The organism is Salinivibrio sharmensis, assembly GCF_001995985.1.
Lineage (GTDB): Bacteria > Pseudomonadota > Gammaproteobacteria > Enterobacterales > Vibrionaceae > Salinivibrio > Salinivibrio sharmensis.
In genome coordinates, this window is sequence record NZ_MUFC01000008.1 from 15768 (window position 1) to 32904 (window position 17137).

Genomic DNA, 17137 nt, shown 5'->3' on the forward strand with positions numbered 1-17137 from the left:
ACAGATACAAAAAAGGCGCCCTTAAGGCGCCTTCTCTCATCTCATCATGATCGCAGAGCGATTAGATGCGGATGAAGTCCATGTGCTCAACTTTTGGCTTGAACGCGTGGCGCTGGATGTCTTGTGGCTTAACTTTTACTTCTTGGCCATCGATAACCAGGATGATGCCTTCGTAGAACTCAGGCTTGTCCATTTGGTTAACAACCACTGGGTGGTCAAGTGCGATTGATACGGGCTCTTGGTTGCCACCGTAAACGATCGCAGGGAATTTCTTCTGATGACGTAGGCGGCGGCTCGCACCTTTACCCTTTTCTGTACGTACTTCAGCTTCGAACTTAAACATAATTAATAACTCTCTTTAGAGTGAAAACACAGTACTGAGCGTAGCGACCTAACTCAGTACCCAAAAACGAGCGCGGATATTAGCACTGCTTGGCCACTAAAACAAGCCTTATCAGCGGGGCTATCACCGCTCAAGCCGCTCACACAGTGCCTTTTGCTGGTGGAAGCGTCTTTTATTTGACCCTGAGTGCTTTCAACTCGCGTCGTGCTCTGCGAAAGCTTGCCCTCGGCTTTGCGCCAGCATAGCCGTTAACCTGTCTTGAGTGATAAAGCTCTCCACATCAAAGATTTTTTGGCGCAGATGCCAGAATCGGCCTTGTTTACGCGCAATCACGAAGTCAGGCGGACGAAATCGATGCTGTGACGCGGTCACTTTTGTGGGTGCGGTGGCGTCGAATGGGCGGTGGCGATCGACCAGATGTGGCCGGACAAATCGCGCCAGAAAGTCTTGTTTTTGTTTTTTGCTGGCCAGCGGCCACACCTCGTGTAAATCGTTGCCCTCGTGGGTGTGGTAAGTCACTTTAAGTTGTGGTTTTTGATTGCGGTTTTTTCCGGCGGTAAGGGTCATGTCGTTACACGCCACCACCAGCGCATCTTTCAATTTGAGTGCTTCTCGGAGTTTCTTATCGGGATCAATCAAAGGGGCATCGCATTGGTGACAGCGACGCGCGGCAATGTCGTTGTCGGCGCCACACTCATCGCAAAACTTGGCGCGAAAGCGGTAACCACAGATCTCGCGTTCGCCATCCTCATCTTCGAAATAGCCTTGGCATTGGCGACCATAGTGTTCAATCAAAAAGCCATTGTCATCGAGTTTACCCCAAAAGCTGTTATTAAACCCGCATGCGGGGCAGGGGATCGTCACCAGCTCGCTGTCACTATCAGGTTTGGGCATGCCTATTTCTGGTTGGTACAAGTCGTAGACATTCCCGGCCTAGTCGAGGATCAAACAATCTTGCTTTCCTGGGGCGAGGCGAAGACCACGCCCGGCAATTTGTTGATAGAGACTGACCGATTCCGTGGGGCGTAAAATCGCTATCAAGTCCACATGAGGTGCATCAAAGCCGGTCGTGAGTACCGATACGTTCACTAAATATTTCAGTGCTTTTTGCTTAAACGCAGTGATCAGGCGATCGCGCTCTGTGCTTGGCGTATCACCGACGATCAGGGCGGATGCGTGCTCTGGCAAATAAGACAGGATTTCTCGTGCATGGTTAACCGTGGCGGCAAAGATCATCACTCCTTGCCGTGCCTGTGCATAGTCAACAATTTGTTCAACAATTTGCGGGGTTGCACGAGGGGCGTTGGCCACCACTTTTTCTAGATCGGCTTCGCGGTAATAGCCGTTTGCAGTGCGAGAAACCTGAGAAAAGTCATAGCTCAGCAATGGAGCATCCAAGACATGGGCAGGGGTAAGAAAGCCCTCGTCGAGCAAGTGACTAATCGGTAGCTCGAACACACAATCGCGAAAAAAGCGTGTCTCTGTGGTGCGCACTTTGCCACTGGTGTGGTATTGATAAATCCACCCTTGCCCAAGCCGGTAAGGGGTGGCAGTGAGCCCCAACACTTTGAGGCCAGGGTTGACCATTTGCAGGTGGGCAGTGACGCGGCGATAACTACTGTCTTGGTTGTCAGGCACACGATGGCACTCGTCAATGACCAGTAAGGAAAACTGATCGGCAAAGGCATCCAGGTTTCGCACCACAGATTGAACAGAGGCGAAGACCACTTTGTCGTCAGATTCTTTGCGGCCGAGTCCAGCGGAAAAGATCCCCCCGTTAATCCATAGCCTTCATATTTGGCATGGTTTTGCTCGACAAGTTCTTTCACATGAGCGAGCACCAGTACTCGACCTTTGGCGATACGTGCGAGCTCTGCGATCACCAAACTTTTTCCCGCACCGGTCGGTAACACGGCGACAGCAGGAGACGCATGGCGGCGAAAATAATGCAGCACGGCTTTAACCGCGTCAGATTGATAAGGGCGTAGGGTATACATAACGAAAAAACGGCCTAAGTGAGGCCGTTTAGTTTACTGACTTATACCGCTGGGTACAGTGTTAAAGTCGCTTAGTCATAATGCAATGCTGGCGGCGGGGCTGATAATCGAACTGCTCATAGAAAAGCCGAGCGCCTTTGTTGCCAATGTTGACCTCAAGGATCACGGCCACGCACTCTTTCTCTTTGGCTCGCGCTTCCACGTGCGGGATCACTTGCGACCCCACGCCTTGCCGTCGCCAGCTTTGTTGGATAAAGAATTGATCTATCACACCCACGCTTCCGCCATTCTCCACACTAAAACTGTAAGCGACCACCAAAAAGCCAATGGTTTCAGTTTCGCCTTCATGTTCCACATCAATCAGAAATACATCGCCGCGCTCCGGTTGAGAGAGCAAGGTGTTGAAGGTGGCCGCGATGGGAGCACGATCAAAGGGCAGCGCTTCGTGGTCGTGCTGTTCGTGTGACAGCGTCAATAAGGTTTCAAAGGCATCGGCGTCGGGGCGGCGAAGAGAGACAATCATGGTGTTTCCTTCTTTATCACTGATTGGTCAAGACGACCGTATCATACTCGCCAAATTGGCATGCTCAATTACCAACAATATTTTGATTGGCAGGTTGTGACAGACTCGGCGTCTCAGCAAAAAGCGTTGGGTTTTGCTTGCATTGTCATATGTCCATCACGTGGGCGATGACAATCAGTTTATCCCATCACAGCGTGTTTTTCCGTCAGATCTCATAAAACTTGATCTGTGTCTGAGCCGCAATGTGACGTATAATCCGCGTCAAACAAAGGTGTAATAAGCGGTAATATGCGAATAGATAAATTTTTATGTGAAACCCTAGGGGTGACACGCAAGCAGGCTGGACGCGTCCTTAAAAGTGAATGTGTGACCATCAATGGTGACGTGGTCAAATCAGGGGCGATCAAAGTGAGCGAAGGCGCGGAAGTCGCGTTTGAAGGACGTGTGCTGACCTTATCAGGCCCGCGCTATTTTATGATGCACAAGCCTGCTGGCGTGGTGTGTTCGCATGAGGATGCGTTTAATCCGACGGTCTTTGTATTGCTCGATGAAGTCAATGCGGAAAAGCTACACATTGCCGGTCGCCTGGATGCAGACACAACGGGACTGCTGCTGTTTACAGATGACGGTCAGTGGTCACATCGTATTACCTCACCCAAGCATCAGTGCACCAAAACCTATCGTGTGTGGTTAGTTGATCCGATTAGTCCTGAGACTGCCCCTGCATTTAAAGAAGGGGTTATGCTGCATGGCGAGAAGCAACCGACGCTACCGGCCACCCTCGAGAAAGTTAATGATTACGAGGCACTGCTCACTATCCAAGAGGGCAAGTACCATCAAGTAAAACGCATGTTTGCTGCCATGGGCAATAAGGTCGATGCGTTGCATCGAGAGTCAATCGGTGACTTGGAATTAGACGAAGACTTAGAGCCTGGTGAGTATCGTCCATTAACAGACCAAGAGATCGCGTTACTGGGTTAACGCAGGAGACTGGTTAGCCCCGTCATTGTTGGTTCTCGGTGAGTAACGGTAAGCACAGCATGGGCTGTGCTTTTTTATTGCTCATCTAAAAGCATGTGTTACGACAAGGTGACCAAAAGAAAGACATTCTTTCCCACGGCGACACAATAAATTGTTACACTTTGACCACGCTCACGTTATTTCCCTTTGTCCTGTCTTTTACGTTAAGGAGAGTTATGTCGCAATCATCGGCTGTCACGTCGTCCCCGACTCAATTAAGCTGGCTTTTGATCTTGGTCCTAGGCGCGATTGCGGCGCTGACACCGTTAGCGATCGACATGTACCTCCCGGCGATGCCAGCGATTGCTGCCGACTTAAATGCACCAAGTAGCGCGGTGAAGTCCACCTTGGTCGCGTACACGGCCGGTTTTGCCATTGGACAGCTCTTTCATGGCCCGATCTCTGACAGTTATGGCCGTAAACCAGTGATGCTGGCCGGTGTGGCACTGTTTTTCATTTGTGCGGTGGTCAGTGCGATGGCCCAAGATATAGACGTACTGACATTTGTGCGTGCAACGCAAGGATTTGCGGGGGCCGCTGCCGCGGTCATTATTCAAGCCTTGGTGCGTGATATGTTTGAGCGCGAAGAGTTTGCGCGCACCATGTCTTTTATCACCTTGGTGATGACGATTGCGCCTTTAGCGGCACCGATGATTGGTGGCTATTTGCTCACTTGGTTTGATTGGCGCGCGATCTTTTGGGTACTGGCTGGTTGGGCGTGTTTTGTGATGCTTTGCATTATTGTTCGGATCCCTGAAACCTTACCTAAACACAATCGTCCGCCTATGCGTATTGGCGCGTCATTGCGTAACTATGCCCGCATGCTCAAAACACCGTTTGCCGTAGGAATGATCTTCTGCTCAGGGTTTTCCTTTGCTGGGATGTTCTCTTTCTTAACCGCAGGCTCATTTGTTTACATTGATTATTACGGTGTGAGCGCGAAGATGTTTGGCTACTTGTTCGCGTTAAACATTGTCTGTCTGATTGTGATGACCTTTATTAATGGCCGTTTGGTGCGCAAAATGGGCTCGCATTGGATGCTGCGCTTAGGGCTGGGTTTACAGCTTGCGGCTGGTATAGCGATTGCTGTGTTCCAATGGTTAGATGTTGGGCTTTGGGGCACCGTAATTCCAGTGATGATGTACGTTGGCGTGATTTCGACCATTGGCAGTAATAGCATGGCGTGTTTGTTAGCTTGCTACCCGCAAATGGCAGGAACGGCCTCTTCATTGGCGGGGACGATGCGGTTTGGTATTGGCTCGTTGGTTGGTGCGGGCGTGGCGGTTGCCTCTGATGGCACGCCGTGGGGCATGGTTGGCGCGATTGCGATTTGTGCGATACTCTCTGCCGCTTTCTATTGGCTATTAGCAAGCAAAGAACCATGAGTTATGTCACCGAAATTCAAACTGTGATGGCCGCCGCCTTTGACGATCTCGCGGCAGCGATCGCTGCCAAAAAAGTGGTTGATGCGCCCAACGCGCGAGAGGCGTTTCTTGGTCGTTGGGTGGCGCAAGCGGTGAAGCAGCAACGTTTTCATCACAGTGTAAAAGCGGACTTACAACGTTGGACACAACGTGCCCGCAGTGCCGGCACGCAGGCGGGTCTCGGCGCTGAATTTGCTCAAATCCAAACAGTGTATGCCGAGTGGTTTCCGGTTAGCGAACCTGCCAAGCCTGTCCACAAATCGCAATTACAGCAGTGGATTGATTGTGCGGTTGAAGCGGGTTGGTGCGTGCATACACAAGATAAGATTGACCGAAAAGTGAAAATCATATCGGGTGGACAGCATTCAATGGCCGTGTGTCCAGGCGCGATGCACACGGCGTTTGATGATGAGCAGCACTTGGTCTCACCACTGAGTGTTTATGTGCGAGGGCCTGAGCAGGCGGTGATAGGCTGGGCGCATCAAGCGTGGATAGCACCGACCAGAGTGACGGCTTATAAATCGATCGTCAAATACCATGCTGAGTACCGTATTTGGCCAAATAATCAAGCCGATGGCTTAATGGTCATGCCACGTTAATTAACCTACATTCACTGCGCATAAACCGTCTTCGGGCGGTTTTTTCTGTTTTAAAAGCCACGTAAACTACAACGGTTCCCTCTACGCTGGAGTCTCTTGTGACCGCACATTCTCGCCCATTTTTTGATCCGGTTTTTTTAAAGCGCTTGCTATTAATTGCAGTGCCGATTGCACTGCAAACCATGATGTTTTCGAGCCGTAGTTTGGTCGACATCTTGATGGTGGGGCAATTGAGTGAAGCGGATGTCGCCGCCATTGGTATTGCCGGTAAAGCGATGTTTGTCTCCTCCTTACTGATCCTTGGTGCTATGACCGGCGGCTCTATGCTGGTGGCACAATACTGGGGCGCGGGGGATCGACAAGGTTTTCGAGAGAAAACGGCTTTGACTGTCACCTTGACCAACGCCACAGCAGCGCTAAGTGCGTTTGTCTTCTGGGCGTATGCGGATGTCATCGTGGGGTTTGCCAGTGATAATCCCACCGTTATTGCGCTGGGCCAAGACTACTTGCAAATTGCGGGTTTATCCTTGTTTTGTCTAGCCAGTGTATCAGGGTTGGCTGCCGGGCTTCGTGCCATGCATAAGCCAGGGATCAGCACCTTTTTTAGTGGGGTCGGGATCAGTGTTAACGTGGTGCTCAACTGGGTATTTATCTTCGGTAATCTGGGTGCGCCTGAACTGGGGTCGAAAGGGGCAGCGGTGGCCACTGTCCTTAGTGGTATCGTCGAAGTCACCGCTTTGTATGCTTATCTATATCATCGCCAACATCTGGTTGCCTTCTCGTTTTCTGATTGGAAGGCCTCGCTAACGCTCGTGGCAGTAAAGCGGTTTTTGTCGCTTTCGCTACCGACGGCGTTTAACTTTTTAATGTGGTCGTCTGGCTTGTTTGTTTACCACGCAATTATCGGTCACGTTAACGAAGCGGGCCTAGCGGCGATAGCGGTTATCACTCCGGTCGAATCGCTCTCGCTATCGTTTCTCATCGGTACGGCCAATGCAGCCGCGGTGTTGGTCGGCAATAACCTAGGCGCGCAACAAACGGATACCGCTTACCATCAAGCTTGGCAAGTGGCGATGTTTAACTTTATCGCCGGGGTGGCGATTGCCTGCGTGATGCTGATGATTCAGCCTTGGGTGTTGAGCTTCTTCCCCGCATTAACGGGTGAGACCGCACAGATCACGGCTTATTTTTACTGGGCGATGTGTGCACTGATTATTGTTAAGACGATTCCTATGGCGATGATTGTTGGGGTACTGCGTGCTGGTGGTGATGTGCGCTACTGCCTTGGGCAAGATTTTGTTGCACAGTGGCTCATTGGTATTCCTGTGGTATTGACTGCCGCAGTGGTGTTTGAATGGCCTGTTTATTGGGTGTATGTGCTTCTGGGGGTGGAAGAAGTGGTGAAATGGGTCGGCTCGTTGATTCGTGTAAAGTCAGGGGTTTGGCTTAACAACCTTGTCAATGATGGCCAAGGATAACAATAAATACAAATTGGGAAGCTGCCCACCGTTTTTAACGCTTTTCTCAGCCTCTTAATTGGGGTACATTGCCAAATTAGTCAAACAGTGTGACCTAGTTCTCGTTTATTGCTGTTTTTAAGACACTATAAGGGTGTGCATTGGCATGTTAGCAATTAAAGGGCTGTGTAAAGGTTATCAGGACGGGAGCGACTTCCATCCCGTGCTGCAAGGCGCCGCGATGTCGCTGTCGTCGACCAGCCAACTGGCGTTGATGGGCGAAAGTGGGTCGGGTAAAAGTACCTTGTTAAATTTGATTGCGGGACTGGATAAACCCGACAGTGGTGAGATCTGGTTTGATGACACCCCCCTTCATCGATTGAGCGAGGCAGCACGCACGCAGTTTCGACGTCAAAACATCGGCTTGATCTTCCAGCAATTTAACCTGCTTCCCACACTCTCCATTGCGGATAACATTCGTTTTTGTCGCCAATTAAAAGGTTTGAAAGAAGACGGTTGTCTGTGGCGACAGATTGTCTCGCAACTGGATTTAATGCCATTACTTAATCGTTATCCGGAAGAAGTGTCTGGTGGTCAGCAGCAGCGCGCCGCCATCGCTCGCGCGTTATATATGTCGCCCAAACTGCTACTTGCCGATGAGCCAACGGGAAGTTTGGATGAGCGCAATGCGGACGCGGTGATGCGCCTGCTTATCACGCTAACCAGTCAGCAGGAAGCCGGACTGCTACTGGTGACACACAGTGATACTGTGGCCAGTTATTTGCAAGGTAGTGTGGGGCTACAAGGAGGCGTGCTCAGTGTTCGGGCCCGTCGCTAGCGCTTTATGGGGGCATTATCGCCGCCATCCGTTTCAAGTTTTTCTCGTCTGGCTCGGGTTAACTCTGGGTGTCTCTTTGCTGGTTGGCGTGTTATCGATAAACCAACATGCGCAGCAAAGTTACCGTGAAGGGGCCAAGCTTTTCAATAACCCTTATCCTTTTAGCATTCATCACACGGAACGGACACAACGCGTGCCGCACGCGTTTTATGTTGGTCTACGCCGTCAAGGTTTGACCCAGTGTGTGCCGGTTGACCGTATCGATATTGTGACGCCGTCACTGGATGATATCCATCTGATGGGCGTGGATACCATTGCGATGCTACCACTTCTATCTGGCCAAGCTGCCGAGAGTAGCGCCACGTTATCGCCTCTGGATGCCATCTCTGAGCCTTACCCTGTCTATGTAGGAGAAGCCATGGCTGAGCACAAAGGCTGGGAAGAGGGGCAAATGATTGAGTTGTTGGATTACCCGCCGATCGGCCCTTTGCGCATTATCGATAATGATGCGCTGAGTATGGGCACCTACTTGGTGGCGGATATGGCGCTACTGCGTAAGCTTTCGTCTCGTACTGGGTTTACCGAGGTGTTATGCGGGGCTTTGTCTCAATCGGAGCGACAAACAATTCGTGAAGATTTATCCTCAGCCTTGACGCTGACCAAAACCCAATCAACCCAACTTGGCCCGCTCACCCGTGCTTTTCACTTAAATTTACTCGCGATGGGGTTATTGGCCTTTGTGGTGGGACTGTTTATTTTTTATCAGGCTATTTCCCTGTCCATGACCCAGCGCCAGCCCTTGGTCGGTAACCTGCGGCAGCTAGGCGTTGATGGACGCCAGCTCTCTGGTGTTGTGGCAACAGAGTTATTACTTTGGGTGCTACTTGGCGTGGTCAGTGGCAATGTGTTGGGTATGCTACTCGCTAACCAATTACTCCCCGCGGTTGCTACGACCTTATCTGATTTGTATGGCGCAGATATCAATTTAGTCATGCATTGGCAGTGGCAATGGGGACTCTACAGTCTACTCCTTGCTATTTTGGGGGCAGCGATGGCGTCCGCTTGGCCGCTGGTGCGCCTCGTCAGCACATCGCCAGGGCGCTTATCACAACGGATGACCTTGATGCGTGGCACACGTCGAGAGTATGCCGTACAGGCGATTTTAGCGGTGTTGCTTGGCCTGGCGGCGTGGGGCGTATCGTATTGGGAGACCAGCCAATGGCAAGGCTTTACCTTGATTGCCTTTACCATGTTAAGTGCTGCCTTAGCGCTGCCATATTTGTGTGGCTGGCTGTTTCATACCAGCGCAGCAGCCTATGCGGGCGCGCGATGGCGATGGTTTTTCACCGATGCGGCGGCAAGTTTAAGTTACCGTGGTGTGGCGGCGATGGCATTTATGCTCGCGATTTCGGCGCATATTGGTATGGAAACCATGGTAGGTAGTTTTCGCACCAGCACTGAAACTTGGCTGCAGCAGCGCTTGGCTGCGGATGTTTATGTTCGGCCGAACCATGCCGCTCTCGATGAGATGGAAACATGGTTGGTCAACAATAAAGACGTGGCGCAGTTTTGGACCAGCTACCGGCGTGAGCTGACGGCAAACCAAGGGCGGCTTGAAGTGCTGTCTGTAGGAAACCGTCCGTCTGAGAAACAAACGTTGGCGATGAAGGCGGCTCAACCTGATTATTGGGCACAAGTGCACCAAGAACGTGCCGTATTACTCAGCGAGGCGTTAGCGGCTAAATTTGGCGTGGGTGTGGGGGAGAGCATCAACCTTCCCGCGCCGATGGGCGAGCGCTGGCAGGTCGCTGGGATCTATTACGATTATGGCAACCCCTACGGCCAGCTTGTGGTGTCTACACGCAGTGATGCGGGACAATGGCTAAAGCAAGGCCGATCATCGCTGGCGGTGGTCCTGAATCAGGACACGCAAACCGAGCAATTTGTTGATCGCATCAATCACCGTTTTTCGCTGACCACCGGGCAGGTGCAAAACCAAGCGGATATCATGCGTTATGCCATGCGTATCTTTGATCGCACGTTTACTGTGACGGAAAGCTTGTGTGCACTGATGTTGGTTGTCGCGATATGTGGGTTGTTCTTTTCGACCTTGGCGACAGAGCTATCGCGCCAACGGCAATATAGCTTGCTACGTTACCTTGGCCTGTCAGGGCGCGAGCTCATTGCGCTCGGGGGAGGACAGTTGGTGCTGCTTGGCCTCACCAGTGCGCTGATTGCTATCCCGTTGGGGCTTGTACTGGCGGGCATGTTGATCCATGTTGTCCTGAAAGCATCGTTTGGGTGGACCATGACCATGAGCTTCTTCCCGATCAGCTATGCCACCACGATCGGGCTTTCCATGTTGGCGCTTATGGTTGCAGGGGCTTGGCCAGTTTATCGCATGCTAAAACGCACCGCGGCGGCGTCGTTGCGTGATGCGCAGTAAAAAAGAGGCAGTGAAGTGATTCAGCGATGGAAGCGGAAAATGATACGTTCATTGTTAGGAGGCGGAGTGATCATCGCGCTCGGCGCGCTGGTATGGTGGGGTCAGCAGCCTGCATCGTCTCCTGAACCCAGTGGAACTTTTGCCGTTTTTGATTCGCAAAGTGGCTTTGCCCCTGTAACCCCAGACCACACACCTACCTATCCCCAAGACATGGCGGCACACTCAGACTTTGCCACTGAATGGTGGTATTTGACCGCGACCTTAACCGACGCTAATGGACAAGCGTATGGCGTGCAATGGACATTGTTTCGCCGCGCATTAGCACCGGATCGTAAAGAAGGATGGGCGAGTCAGCAGCTGTATATGGCGCACGTCGCTATCACGAGCGATGATAAACAATGGGAGTCGGAGCGCTTTGCCCGTGGTGGGATTGCTCAAGCAGGAGTGACGTTGTCACCTTTTGAGGCTTGGTTAGACGACTGGCAGTGGCAGGGCGGTAAACAACCTTTTCCAGCCACTGTGCGTGCAATGTGGCCTACGCAAGGTAAGCCAGTCGGCTTTACGTTGGAGGTGCGCGAAAATGGACAACAGGTCAAGCACGGTGAAGAAGGATATAGTATCCGTCATGCCAGTCAGCCGTCGGCCTCGTATTATTTTTCTTTGCCACAGCTAACCATCAAGGGGGCGCTAACCATTGCGGGTGAGACTATTCCTGTGACAGGCAAAGGCTGGTTTGATAAGGAGTGGTCGAGCGGTGCGATGGCTGCCGATCAAACGGGATGGGATTGGTTTGGGCTTAACTTAGATGATGGCCGTGCGTTAATGGTTACTCAGATACGCGGTACGGAGCCGTTTATGTTTGGATCGTTACTGTATCCTGATGGCCGAGTAGTGACGCTAAGCCAGGATGATATTCGTATGCTGCCGGTCAGCCATGCCAAGATGGCGGAGGGCGCTAACTTGCCGATTCGTTGGCAGATCAAAGTGCCTAGTGAGGACATTAGCCTTACCACTCAACCGCTTAACCCACAGAGCTGGATGGACTTGAGTTTTCCCTATTGGGAAGGGCCTGTGGAAGTGCATGGCAGTGCCACAGGCCGTGGCTTTATGGAAGCGACAGGCTATTAACCCAGTCCGACCCAAGCTTGTGTTTGATGGGGGCGCCAAATCGGTTGGCGTTCAACCGTGATAACCCCAGGATGATTGTCTCCTTGTGCGGCCGATACCGCGAGACTGAGCGCCGCGTCGCTAATGGCTTCAAATTGTTGAGGGAGAGACTGCACGCCGAAAGGAAGAAAATCGAGGATGCGGCTGTCACCAAAGGTGGCAAAATACAGCGCAGTGGGGGCGATACCGGTTTGCCTGATCGCGTCCAGTACCCCTTCACAAAGTGTGAAGGATGTGGTGAGTAAGGCATCGGGTAAGTCACCGGCTTCAATCCACTCTGTCATGAGCCTTTGTCCCTCAGCACGGCTAAAAGCTTGGCCGTAACGCAGTTGTCCATCTACGCCTCGTGCCGCTAACGCAGCCCGAAAGCCGTTCTCCCTGTCTTGTGAAATCGCCAGCGATGGGACGGCACCAATCAGTCCTGCTTGATAGACATCCGTTGGAGCAATTAACATCTCGGTGAGCTGGTAAGCGCCTTTTTCATCATCACTCAGCACATTCGCGAATTGGCTAGCATCCAGCCCGCGGTCAATGGCAACGATGGGAGTGCCTTGCTGTTGTAATTTGGGATAGAAGGTATTATCTGCAGGCAAACAAGAGGCCACGATTAACGCATCAATTTTCCTGGAGACGAGGGTTTCAGCCACTATTTTTTCCCGCTCTGGATCGTCATCAGAGCCCGTGATAATAACCTGATAGCCCTGATCGTGGGCTTTTCGTTCAAACAGTTTTGCCAGCGTGGCGTAACTGGTGTTCGCCAAGTCAGGAACGACTAAACCAAGTGTTTGTGTGGTGCCTGCACGCAAGGCTGTGGCGGCGCGGTTCGGCTGATAATTGTGTTGTTCTACCACCGCCATCACGCGTGCTCGCGTTTTTTCACTGATCCGATAACGGTCGGCTTTGCCATTAATCACGTAACTTGCCGTTGTGCGTGATACACCGGCAAGACGGGCAATTTCATCAAGCTTCATAAAGCGATCCTTAAGTAAGCCGATCGTTACTGATGGCTTTGTGAATGCGATCAAAGTTTACGCACTTCAGATCCAGAATTTATTTGCATTATAAGCTAAAACGATTCAGCCTTAAAGCTGAAAGGTTTCAGCTTATGTCAATTATTGGCGGCTGATCTCAAGATGCTGGAAAGACGATGCGGCTTATCTCTTCCTGCGCTTATAAGTGAAAGAGGTTGACCAAACGCCGGGAGCGATTTCTATCGCTTTACCTAAAAGCTGAATCGTTTCAGTTTTTAGGTAAAGCGAATGTGGCAAGTCAAACGTGAACACTGCCAATGAACGGTGACTTGCAACCAACCAATATGTCCGCCATGTCTTAGTGATACTGATGTGGCCGACGACAACATCAACCCGTGCCGCGGCACTGAAAAAGAGGAACGACCTCATGTTGGCACTTAACGTACACGATATTCATATGCAGCAACACGCGGCGTCTAAGCACGAGGCTATCAAAGCCATGGCCGCAGCACTCACCCAAAAAGGGCTAGTCGAAGCGGGCTATCAAGACGGTATGCTGGCGCGTGAAGCCCAAACCAGTACCTATCTGGGCAACGGTATTGCCATCCCGCATGGCACAACGGATACCCGCGATCAAGTTAAACAAACAGGGGTACAAGTGTTTCATTTTCCTCAGGGTGTTGACTGGGGAGAGGGAACCCTCGCTTACGTGGCCATTGGTATCGCCGCCAAATCAGATGAACACTTGAGTATCTTACGTCAGTTGACGCGTGTGCTGTCACAAGACGGCATAGAGCAACAACTAAAAACGGCGTCGGCGGCAGAGCAACTGGTTGCGTTGCTCAATGGGCAAACGGCGGATACTCAGGCCTTCACCTTTAGCAGCGACATGGTGTTAACTGGCTTTCCAGCGTCAGATATCACCACCTTGCAAGCCGTGGGCGCGGGATTGCTCAAAAATCATCATTGTTTAGATAGCGATGGCGTAAGCCAAGCCGTCGCTGGCCAGCCGGTGCACCTTGGTGAAGGGCATTGGTTGCTCGGTGTGAGAGACGGTGTGCTGCAGAGCGGGTTGTCGTTGGTCATGCCTGCGACGTCATTGTCTCACCAATCCCAGTCGGTCAGTGCGCTTTGGTGTGTCGCAGCCAACAACCGTGCGCATCTTCCTGTGCTCAATACCTTGATGCAATGGAAGCTTGATAAACAACTGGCGGCATCTGGCCGTTACTCGCCACAAGCGCTGGTTGATGCGTTGTCTGCTGAACCCGCGCCCGCACAACCTCATACAGCGGCGCCGTCTGAAGCGCCCACCGCAGAGGGGCCAACAGGCCTGTATACGGTGACGAATGCCCATGGTTTGCACGCTCGTCCTGGGGCGATGTTGGTCAATACGGCGAAAAAATTCAGTGCTGATATACAGGTTGCCAACGCTTCCACCCAGTCGGCGCCGGTTAACGCAAAAAGCTTGATGAAAGTGATCGCGCTTGGGGTGAAGCATGGACACCAGTTACAGTTTTCCGCCCAAGGAAGCGACGCCGAACAAGCGATTACGGCACTGGGTGATGCCATTAAAGATGGGTTGGGAGAGAACGCATGAGTGCCATTCTGACCGTAACCTTCAATCCCGCACTCGACATGACAGGCTCAGTCAGTGCGTTGCAGCCTGGTGATGTCAATTTGGTGCAAAACTATACACTGCACCCGGCGGGAAAAGGCGTCAATGTCGCACGTGTTTTAACGGATTTGGGCGCGACGGTCGCAGCGTCAGGCTTTCTTGGCGCAGATAACCAAGACCCATTTGCCCACCTTTTTACCGAGCACGGCATTGCCGATCACTTTTTGCGTGTGCCGGGGGTTAGCCGCACCAACGTCAAGCTGGTTGAAAAAGCGGGACGTGTCACTGATTTGAATTTTCCTGGTATGGCGGTTGAACAGGCCGATATTGAGGCATTGACGGCGCGCTTGCTTAGTCTGGCTGAGCACCATGAGTGGATCGTACTTGCGGGCAGTTTACCTCCCGGTGTCTCGACCGAGCAGTTGACCGCTTGGATCACCACCTTGCGCGATGCAGGGAAAAAAGTGGTTGTCGATACCAGTCAGCATGCCTTACGCGCAGCCGTTGAGGCAACCCCTTGGTTGGTTAAGCCCAATGAAGCTGAACTGGCGCAATGCCTCAACGCGCCCATCAGTAATGAGCAAGCAGTGTTGCTGGCACGCGGGGAGCAATTGTTTAACCAGGGTATCGCGAATGTGGTTATTTCTCGTGGCGTCGATGGGGTGCTTTGGCGCGATAAGGAAGGCTGGCTTAAGGCTGTGGCGCCCGCGCAATCTGTGGTGAGTACCGTTGGTGCGGGAGATTCTCTAGTGGCAGGGCTGGTATCAGGATGCCAGGCAGGCCTAAGCAAAGAGGCGGCGCTGTGTCGCGCGGTCGCAATCTCTGCGCTTGCTGTCACCCAAGTAGGGGTCGGCGTGCGCAATAGTGAAGACGTGAATCAACTAATCAAACAAATCAGCGTGTCGCCTGTTGAGCTGTCAGTGCACGCGGAATAAAACCAATCCATGAGTGGGGTAAAAGGTATGAATCTGGTGATTGTGACGGCGTGCCCAAGTGGCGTCGCCAATACCGTAATCGCGGCTGGGCTGTTAGAAAAGGCCGTGATGTTAAAAGGATGGACGGCACAGATAGAGTGTCAGTCTAGTGTACAACCAACACAGGCGGTCTCGACTGCCGATATTGAAAACGCTGACCGTGTTCTCTTGGTCGGTGAGCCAAAAGAGTCGGCTCGCTTTAACGGCAAGCCTGTCTATCAAGTCAGCTTGAATGAGGTGATGGCCGATACCCAAGCAGTATTGGATGCAGTGGCGAATCATGCGCAGCCTTATTACGCGAAGGCGCAAAGCGAGAGCAACACTGTCAGCATCGTGGGTATTACCGCCTGTCCTACCGGTGTTGCGCATACCTTTATGGCCGCTGAAGCGATTGAAGAAGCCGCGAAGGCAAAAGGCTACCAGGTTAAAATAGAGACACGTGGTTCGGTAGGTGCGAAAAATGCATTAACAGATGAGGAAATTGAAGCGGCGGATCTCGTCTTTATCGCGGCGGATATTGAGGTCGACTTGAGCCGGTTTGCGGGTAAACGTTTATACAAAACCAGTACGGGCACGGCGTTGAAAAAAGCGTCGCAGACGATCGATGATGCGCTTGCTAACGCAGAGGTCTATCAAACAACGCAAGCGAGTTCATCGAGCGGCAGTGCTAAGCAAGGTGAACGCACAGGTGTCTATAAGCACTTGATGACAGGCGTATCACATATGCTCCCTCTGGTCGTCGCCGGCGGGTTGGCTATCGCGCTTTCGTTTGTCTTTGGCATCGAGGCATTCAAAGAAGAAGGGACGCTTGCGGCGGCATTAATGCAAATTGGTGGCGGCAGTGCGTTCGCGCTGATGGTACCGGTATTGGCCGGGTTTATTGCCTTCTCAATTGCAGATCGCCCTGGTCTGGCGCCCGGCTTGATTGGTGGTATGCTTGCCGCGTCTACCGGAGCAGGCTTTTTAGGCGGCATATTGGCAGGCTTTATTGCCGGCTACAGTGCCAAATTTGTGGCAGACAAAGTCAGTTTGCCGGCCTCAATGGAAGCCCTTAAACCCATTCTGGTGATCCCTTTATTAGCCAGTTTGTTTACCGGTTTGGTGATGATTTACATCGTTGGTGGCCCTGTCTCTGTTGCCATGGAAAGTCTTACCAGCTTCTTACAGGGGATGAACTCGACCAATGCGGTGATCCTTGGCGTGGTCTTGGGTGCGATGATGTGCTTTGACCTTGGCGGTCCAGTCAACAAAGCGGCGTATACCTTTGGCGTCGGCCTGATTGAAAGTGGTACTTATATGCCGATGGCAGCGATCATGGCGGCCGGTATGGTACCAGCACTCGGTATGGGATTATCAACCTTCTTAGCGAAGCGTAAATTCAATGATGCGGAGCAAGAGGCGGGTAAAGCATCGTTTGTGCTCGGACTTTGCTTTATTTCAGAAGGGGCGATTCCCTTTGCGGCCAAAGACCCAATGCGAGTGATCCCATCGTGTATCGCAGGTGGTGCGCTGACAGGCGCGATATCTATGCTAATTGGGGCAAAGCTGATGGCACCACACGGTGGTCTTTTCGTGCTGTTAATCCCGAATGCCATCAGTCCGGTGTTTATGTATCTGGCAGCCATTGCTGCAGGTACGCTAGTAACCGGTCTGGTATATGCGGTGCTTAAGCCAGTCAGTCAGCCTTCACCACTGACGGCCGCCGAGCAATCATAACCAGGTTTTTTCTGGAACAAGCGGATACACCAATAAAAAAGGCCCAT

13 protein-coding genes and 1 pseudogene are annotated in these 17137 nt (G+C 52.0%); 10 read left to right on the top strand and 4 right to left on the bottom strand.

Annotated features, from left to right (window positions below; genetic code table 11):
• Window positions 1-61 precede the first annotated feature (61 nt).
• From rplY to BZG74_RS09185, 3 genes and pseudogenes are all read right to left on the bottom strand, one after another.
• Window positions 62-343: a 50S ribosomal protein L25 gene (gene rplY / locus BZG74_RS09175; RefSeq protein WP_046073181.1), complete on the bottom strand. Its 282-nt coding sequence runs from the start codon at window positions 341-343 to the stop codon at window positions 62-64.
• 192 nt (window positions 344-535) lie between these two features.
• Window positions 536-2340 (bottom strand): annotated as a pseudogene (locus tag BZG74_RS09180) (DEAD/DEAH box helicase).
• A gap of 61 nt (window positions 2341-2401) precedes the next feature.
• On the bottom strand, window positions 2402-2863 hold the full coding sequence (locus BZG74_RS09185) for a GNAT family N-acetyltransferase (protein ID WP_077772320.1): 462 nt from the start codon (window positions 2861-2863) through the stop codon (window positions 2402-2404).
• A gap of 288 nt (window positions 2864-3151) precedes the next feature.
• Here BZG74_RS09185 and rsuA point away from each other — a divergent pair, with 288 nt between their 5' ends.
• The 7 genes from rsuA to BZG74_RS09220 all read left to right on the top strand — a co-directional run bounded on the left by rsuA (window position 3152) and on the right by BZG74_RS09220 (window position 11775).
• Entirely contained in the window at window positions 3152-3844 is a 693-nt protein-coding gene (gene rsuA / locus BZG74_RS09190) for a 16S rRNA pseudouridine(516) synthase RsuA (RefSeq protein ID WP_077772321.1), read from the top strand.
• Between the two features lie 215 nt (window positions 3845-4059).
• Entirely contained in the window at window positions 4060-5268 is a 1209-nt protein-coding gene (locus BZG74_RS09195; RefSeq protein ID WP_077772322.1) for a Bcr/CflA family multidrug efflux MFS transporter, read from the top strand.
• Window positions 5265-5906: a DUF2913 family protein gene (locus BZG74_RS09200; RefSeq protein ID WP_077772323.1), complete on the top strand. Its 642-nt coding sequence runs from the start codon at window positions 5265-5267 to the stop codon at window positions 5904-5906. The genes BZG74_RS09195 and BZG74_RS09200 overlap by 4 nt, the downstream gene beginning before the upstream one ends.
• A 98-nt stretch (window positions 5907-6004) precedes the next feature.
• Entirely contained in the window at window positions 6005-7384 is a 1380-nt protein-coding gene (locus BZG74_RS09205) for an MATE family efflux transporter (protein ID WP_235605735.1), read from the top strand.
• A 145-nt stretch (window positions 7385-7529) separates the two neighbouring features.
• Window positions 7530-8201: an ABC transporter ATP-binding protein gene (locus BZG74_RS09210; protein WP_077772325.1), complete on the top strand. Its 672-nt coding sequence runs from the start codon at window positions 7530-7532 to the stop codon at window positions 8199-8201.
• The gene (locus BZG74_RS09215; RefSeq protein ID WP_077772326.1) at window positions 8182-10647 is read left to right on the top strand and encodes an ABC transporter permease; all 2466 of its coding nucleotides are present in this window, start codon (window positions 8182-8184) and stop codon (window positions 10645-10647) included. Before BZG74_RS09210 ends, BZG74_RS09215 begins: the two co-directional genes overlap by 20 nt.
• A gap of 39 nt (window positions 10648-10686) precedes the next feature.
• Window positions 10687-11775, top strand: coding sequence for a lipocalin-like domain-containing protein (locus BZG74_RS09220; RefSeq protein WP_077772327.1), 1089 nt, complete (start codon window positions 10687-10689; stop codon window positions 11773-11775).
• Here the strand turns inward: BZG74_RS09220 and cra are convergent.
• Entirely contained in the window at window positions 11772-12785 is a 1014-nt protein-coding gene (cra, locus tag BZG74_RS09225) for a catabolite repressor/activator (protein ID WP_077772328.1), read from the bottom strand. The genes BZG74_RS09220 and cra overlap by 4 nt on opposite strands.
• 427 nt (window positions 12786-13212) lie before the next feature.
• Between cra and fruB the strand changes: the two genes are divergently transcribed.
• The 3 genes from fruB to fruA are packed head-to-tail and all read left to right on the top strand — an operon-like array spanning window position 13213 to window position 17090.
• A complete protein-coding gene (fruB, locus tag BZG74_RS09230) occupies window positions 13213-14382 on the top strand; it encodes a fused PTS fructose transporter subunit IIA/HPr protein (RefSeq protein ID WP_077772329.1) in 1170 nt (389 codons plus the stop codon).
• Window positions 14379-15335 (top strand): 1-phosphofructokinase, encoded by a 957-nt coding sequence (gene pfkB, locus BZG74_RS09235; protein WP_077772330.1) that lies wholly within the window; start codon window positions 14379-14381, stop codon window positions 15333-15335. The genes fruB and pfkB overlap by 4 nt, the downstream gene beginning before the upstream one ends.
• Before the next feature lie 27 nt (window positions 15336-15362).
• On the top strand, window positions 15363-17090 hold the full coding sequence (gene fruA / locus BZG74_RS09240; protein ID WP_077772331.1) for a PTS fructose transporter subunit IIBC: 1728 nt from the start codon (window positions 15363-15365) through the stop codon (window positions 17088-17090).
• The last annotated feature ends 47 nt before the right edge of the window (window positions 17091-17137 follow it).

What these genes read in the sequence shown, in the direction of transcription:
- rplY (WP_046073181.1), bottom strand. Translation starts at nt 343, where the DNA reads ATGTTTAAGTTCGAAGCTGAAGTACGTACAGAAAAGGGTAAAGGTGCG.
- BZG74_RS09185 (WP_077772320.1), bottom strand. Translation starts at nt 2,863, where the DNA reads ATGATTGTCTCTCTTCGCCGCCCCGACGCCGATGCCTTTGAAACCTTA.
- rsuA (WP_077772321.1), top strand. Translation starts at nt 3,152, where the DNA reads ATGCGAATAGATAAATTTTTATGTGAAACCCTAGGGGTGACACGCAAG.
- BZG74_RS09195 (WP_077772322.1), top strand. Translation starts at nt 4,060, where the DNA reads ATGTCGCAATCATCGGCTGTCACGTCGTCCCCGACTCAATTAAGCTGG.
- BZG74_RS09200 (WP_077772323.1), top strand. Translation starts at nt 5,265, where the DNA reads ATGAGTTATGTCACCGAAATTCAAACTGTGATGGCCGCCGCCTTTGAC.
- BZG74_RS09210 (WP_077772325.1), top strand. Translation starts at nt 7,530, where the DNA reads ATGTTAGCAATTAAAGGGCTGTGTAAAGGTTATCAGGACGGGAGCGAC.
- BZG74_RS09220 (WP_077772327.1), top strand. Translation starts at nt 10,687, where the DNA reads ATGATACGTTCATTGTTAGGAGGCGGAGTGATCATCGCGCTCGGCGCG.
- cra (WP_077772328.1), bottom strand. Translation starts at nt 12,785, where the DNA reads ATGAAGCTTGATGAAATTGCCCGTCTTGCCGGTGTATCACGCACAACG.
- fruB (WP_077772329.1), top strand. Translation starts at nt 13,213, where the DNA reads ATGTTGGCACTTAACGTACACGATATTCATATGCAGCAACACGCGGCG.
- pfkB (WP_077772330.1), top strand. Translation starts at nt 14,379, where the DNA reads ATGAGTGCCATTCTGACCGTAACCTTCAATCCCGCACTCGACATGACA.
- fruA (WP_077772331.1), top strand. Translation starts at nt 15,363, where the DNA reads ATGAATCTGGTGATTGTGACGGCGTGCCCAAGTGGCGTCGCCAATACC.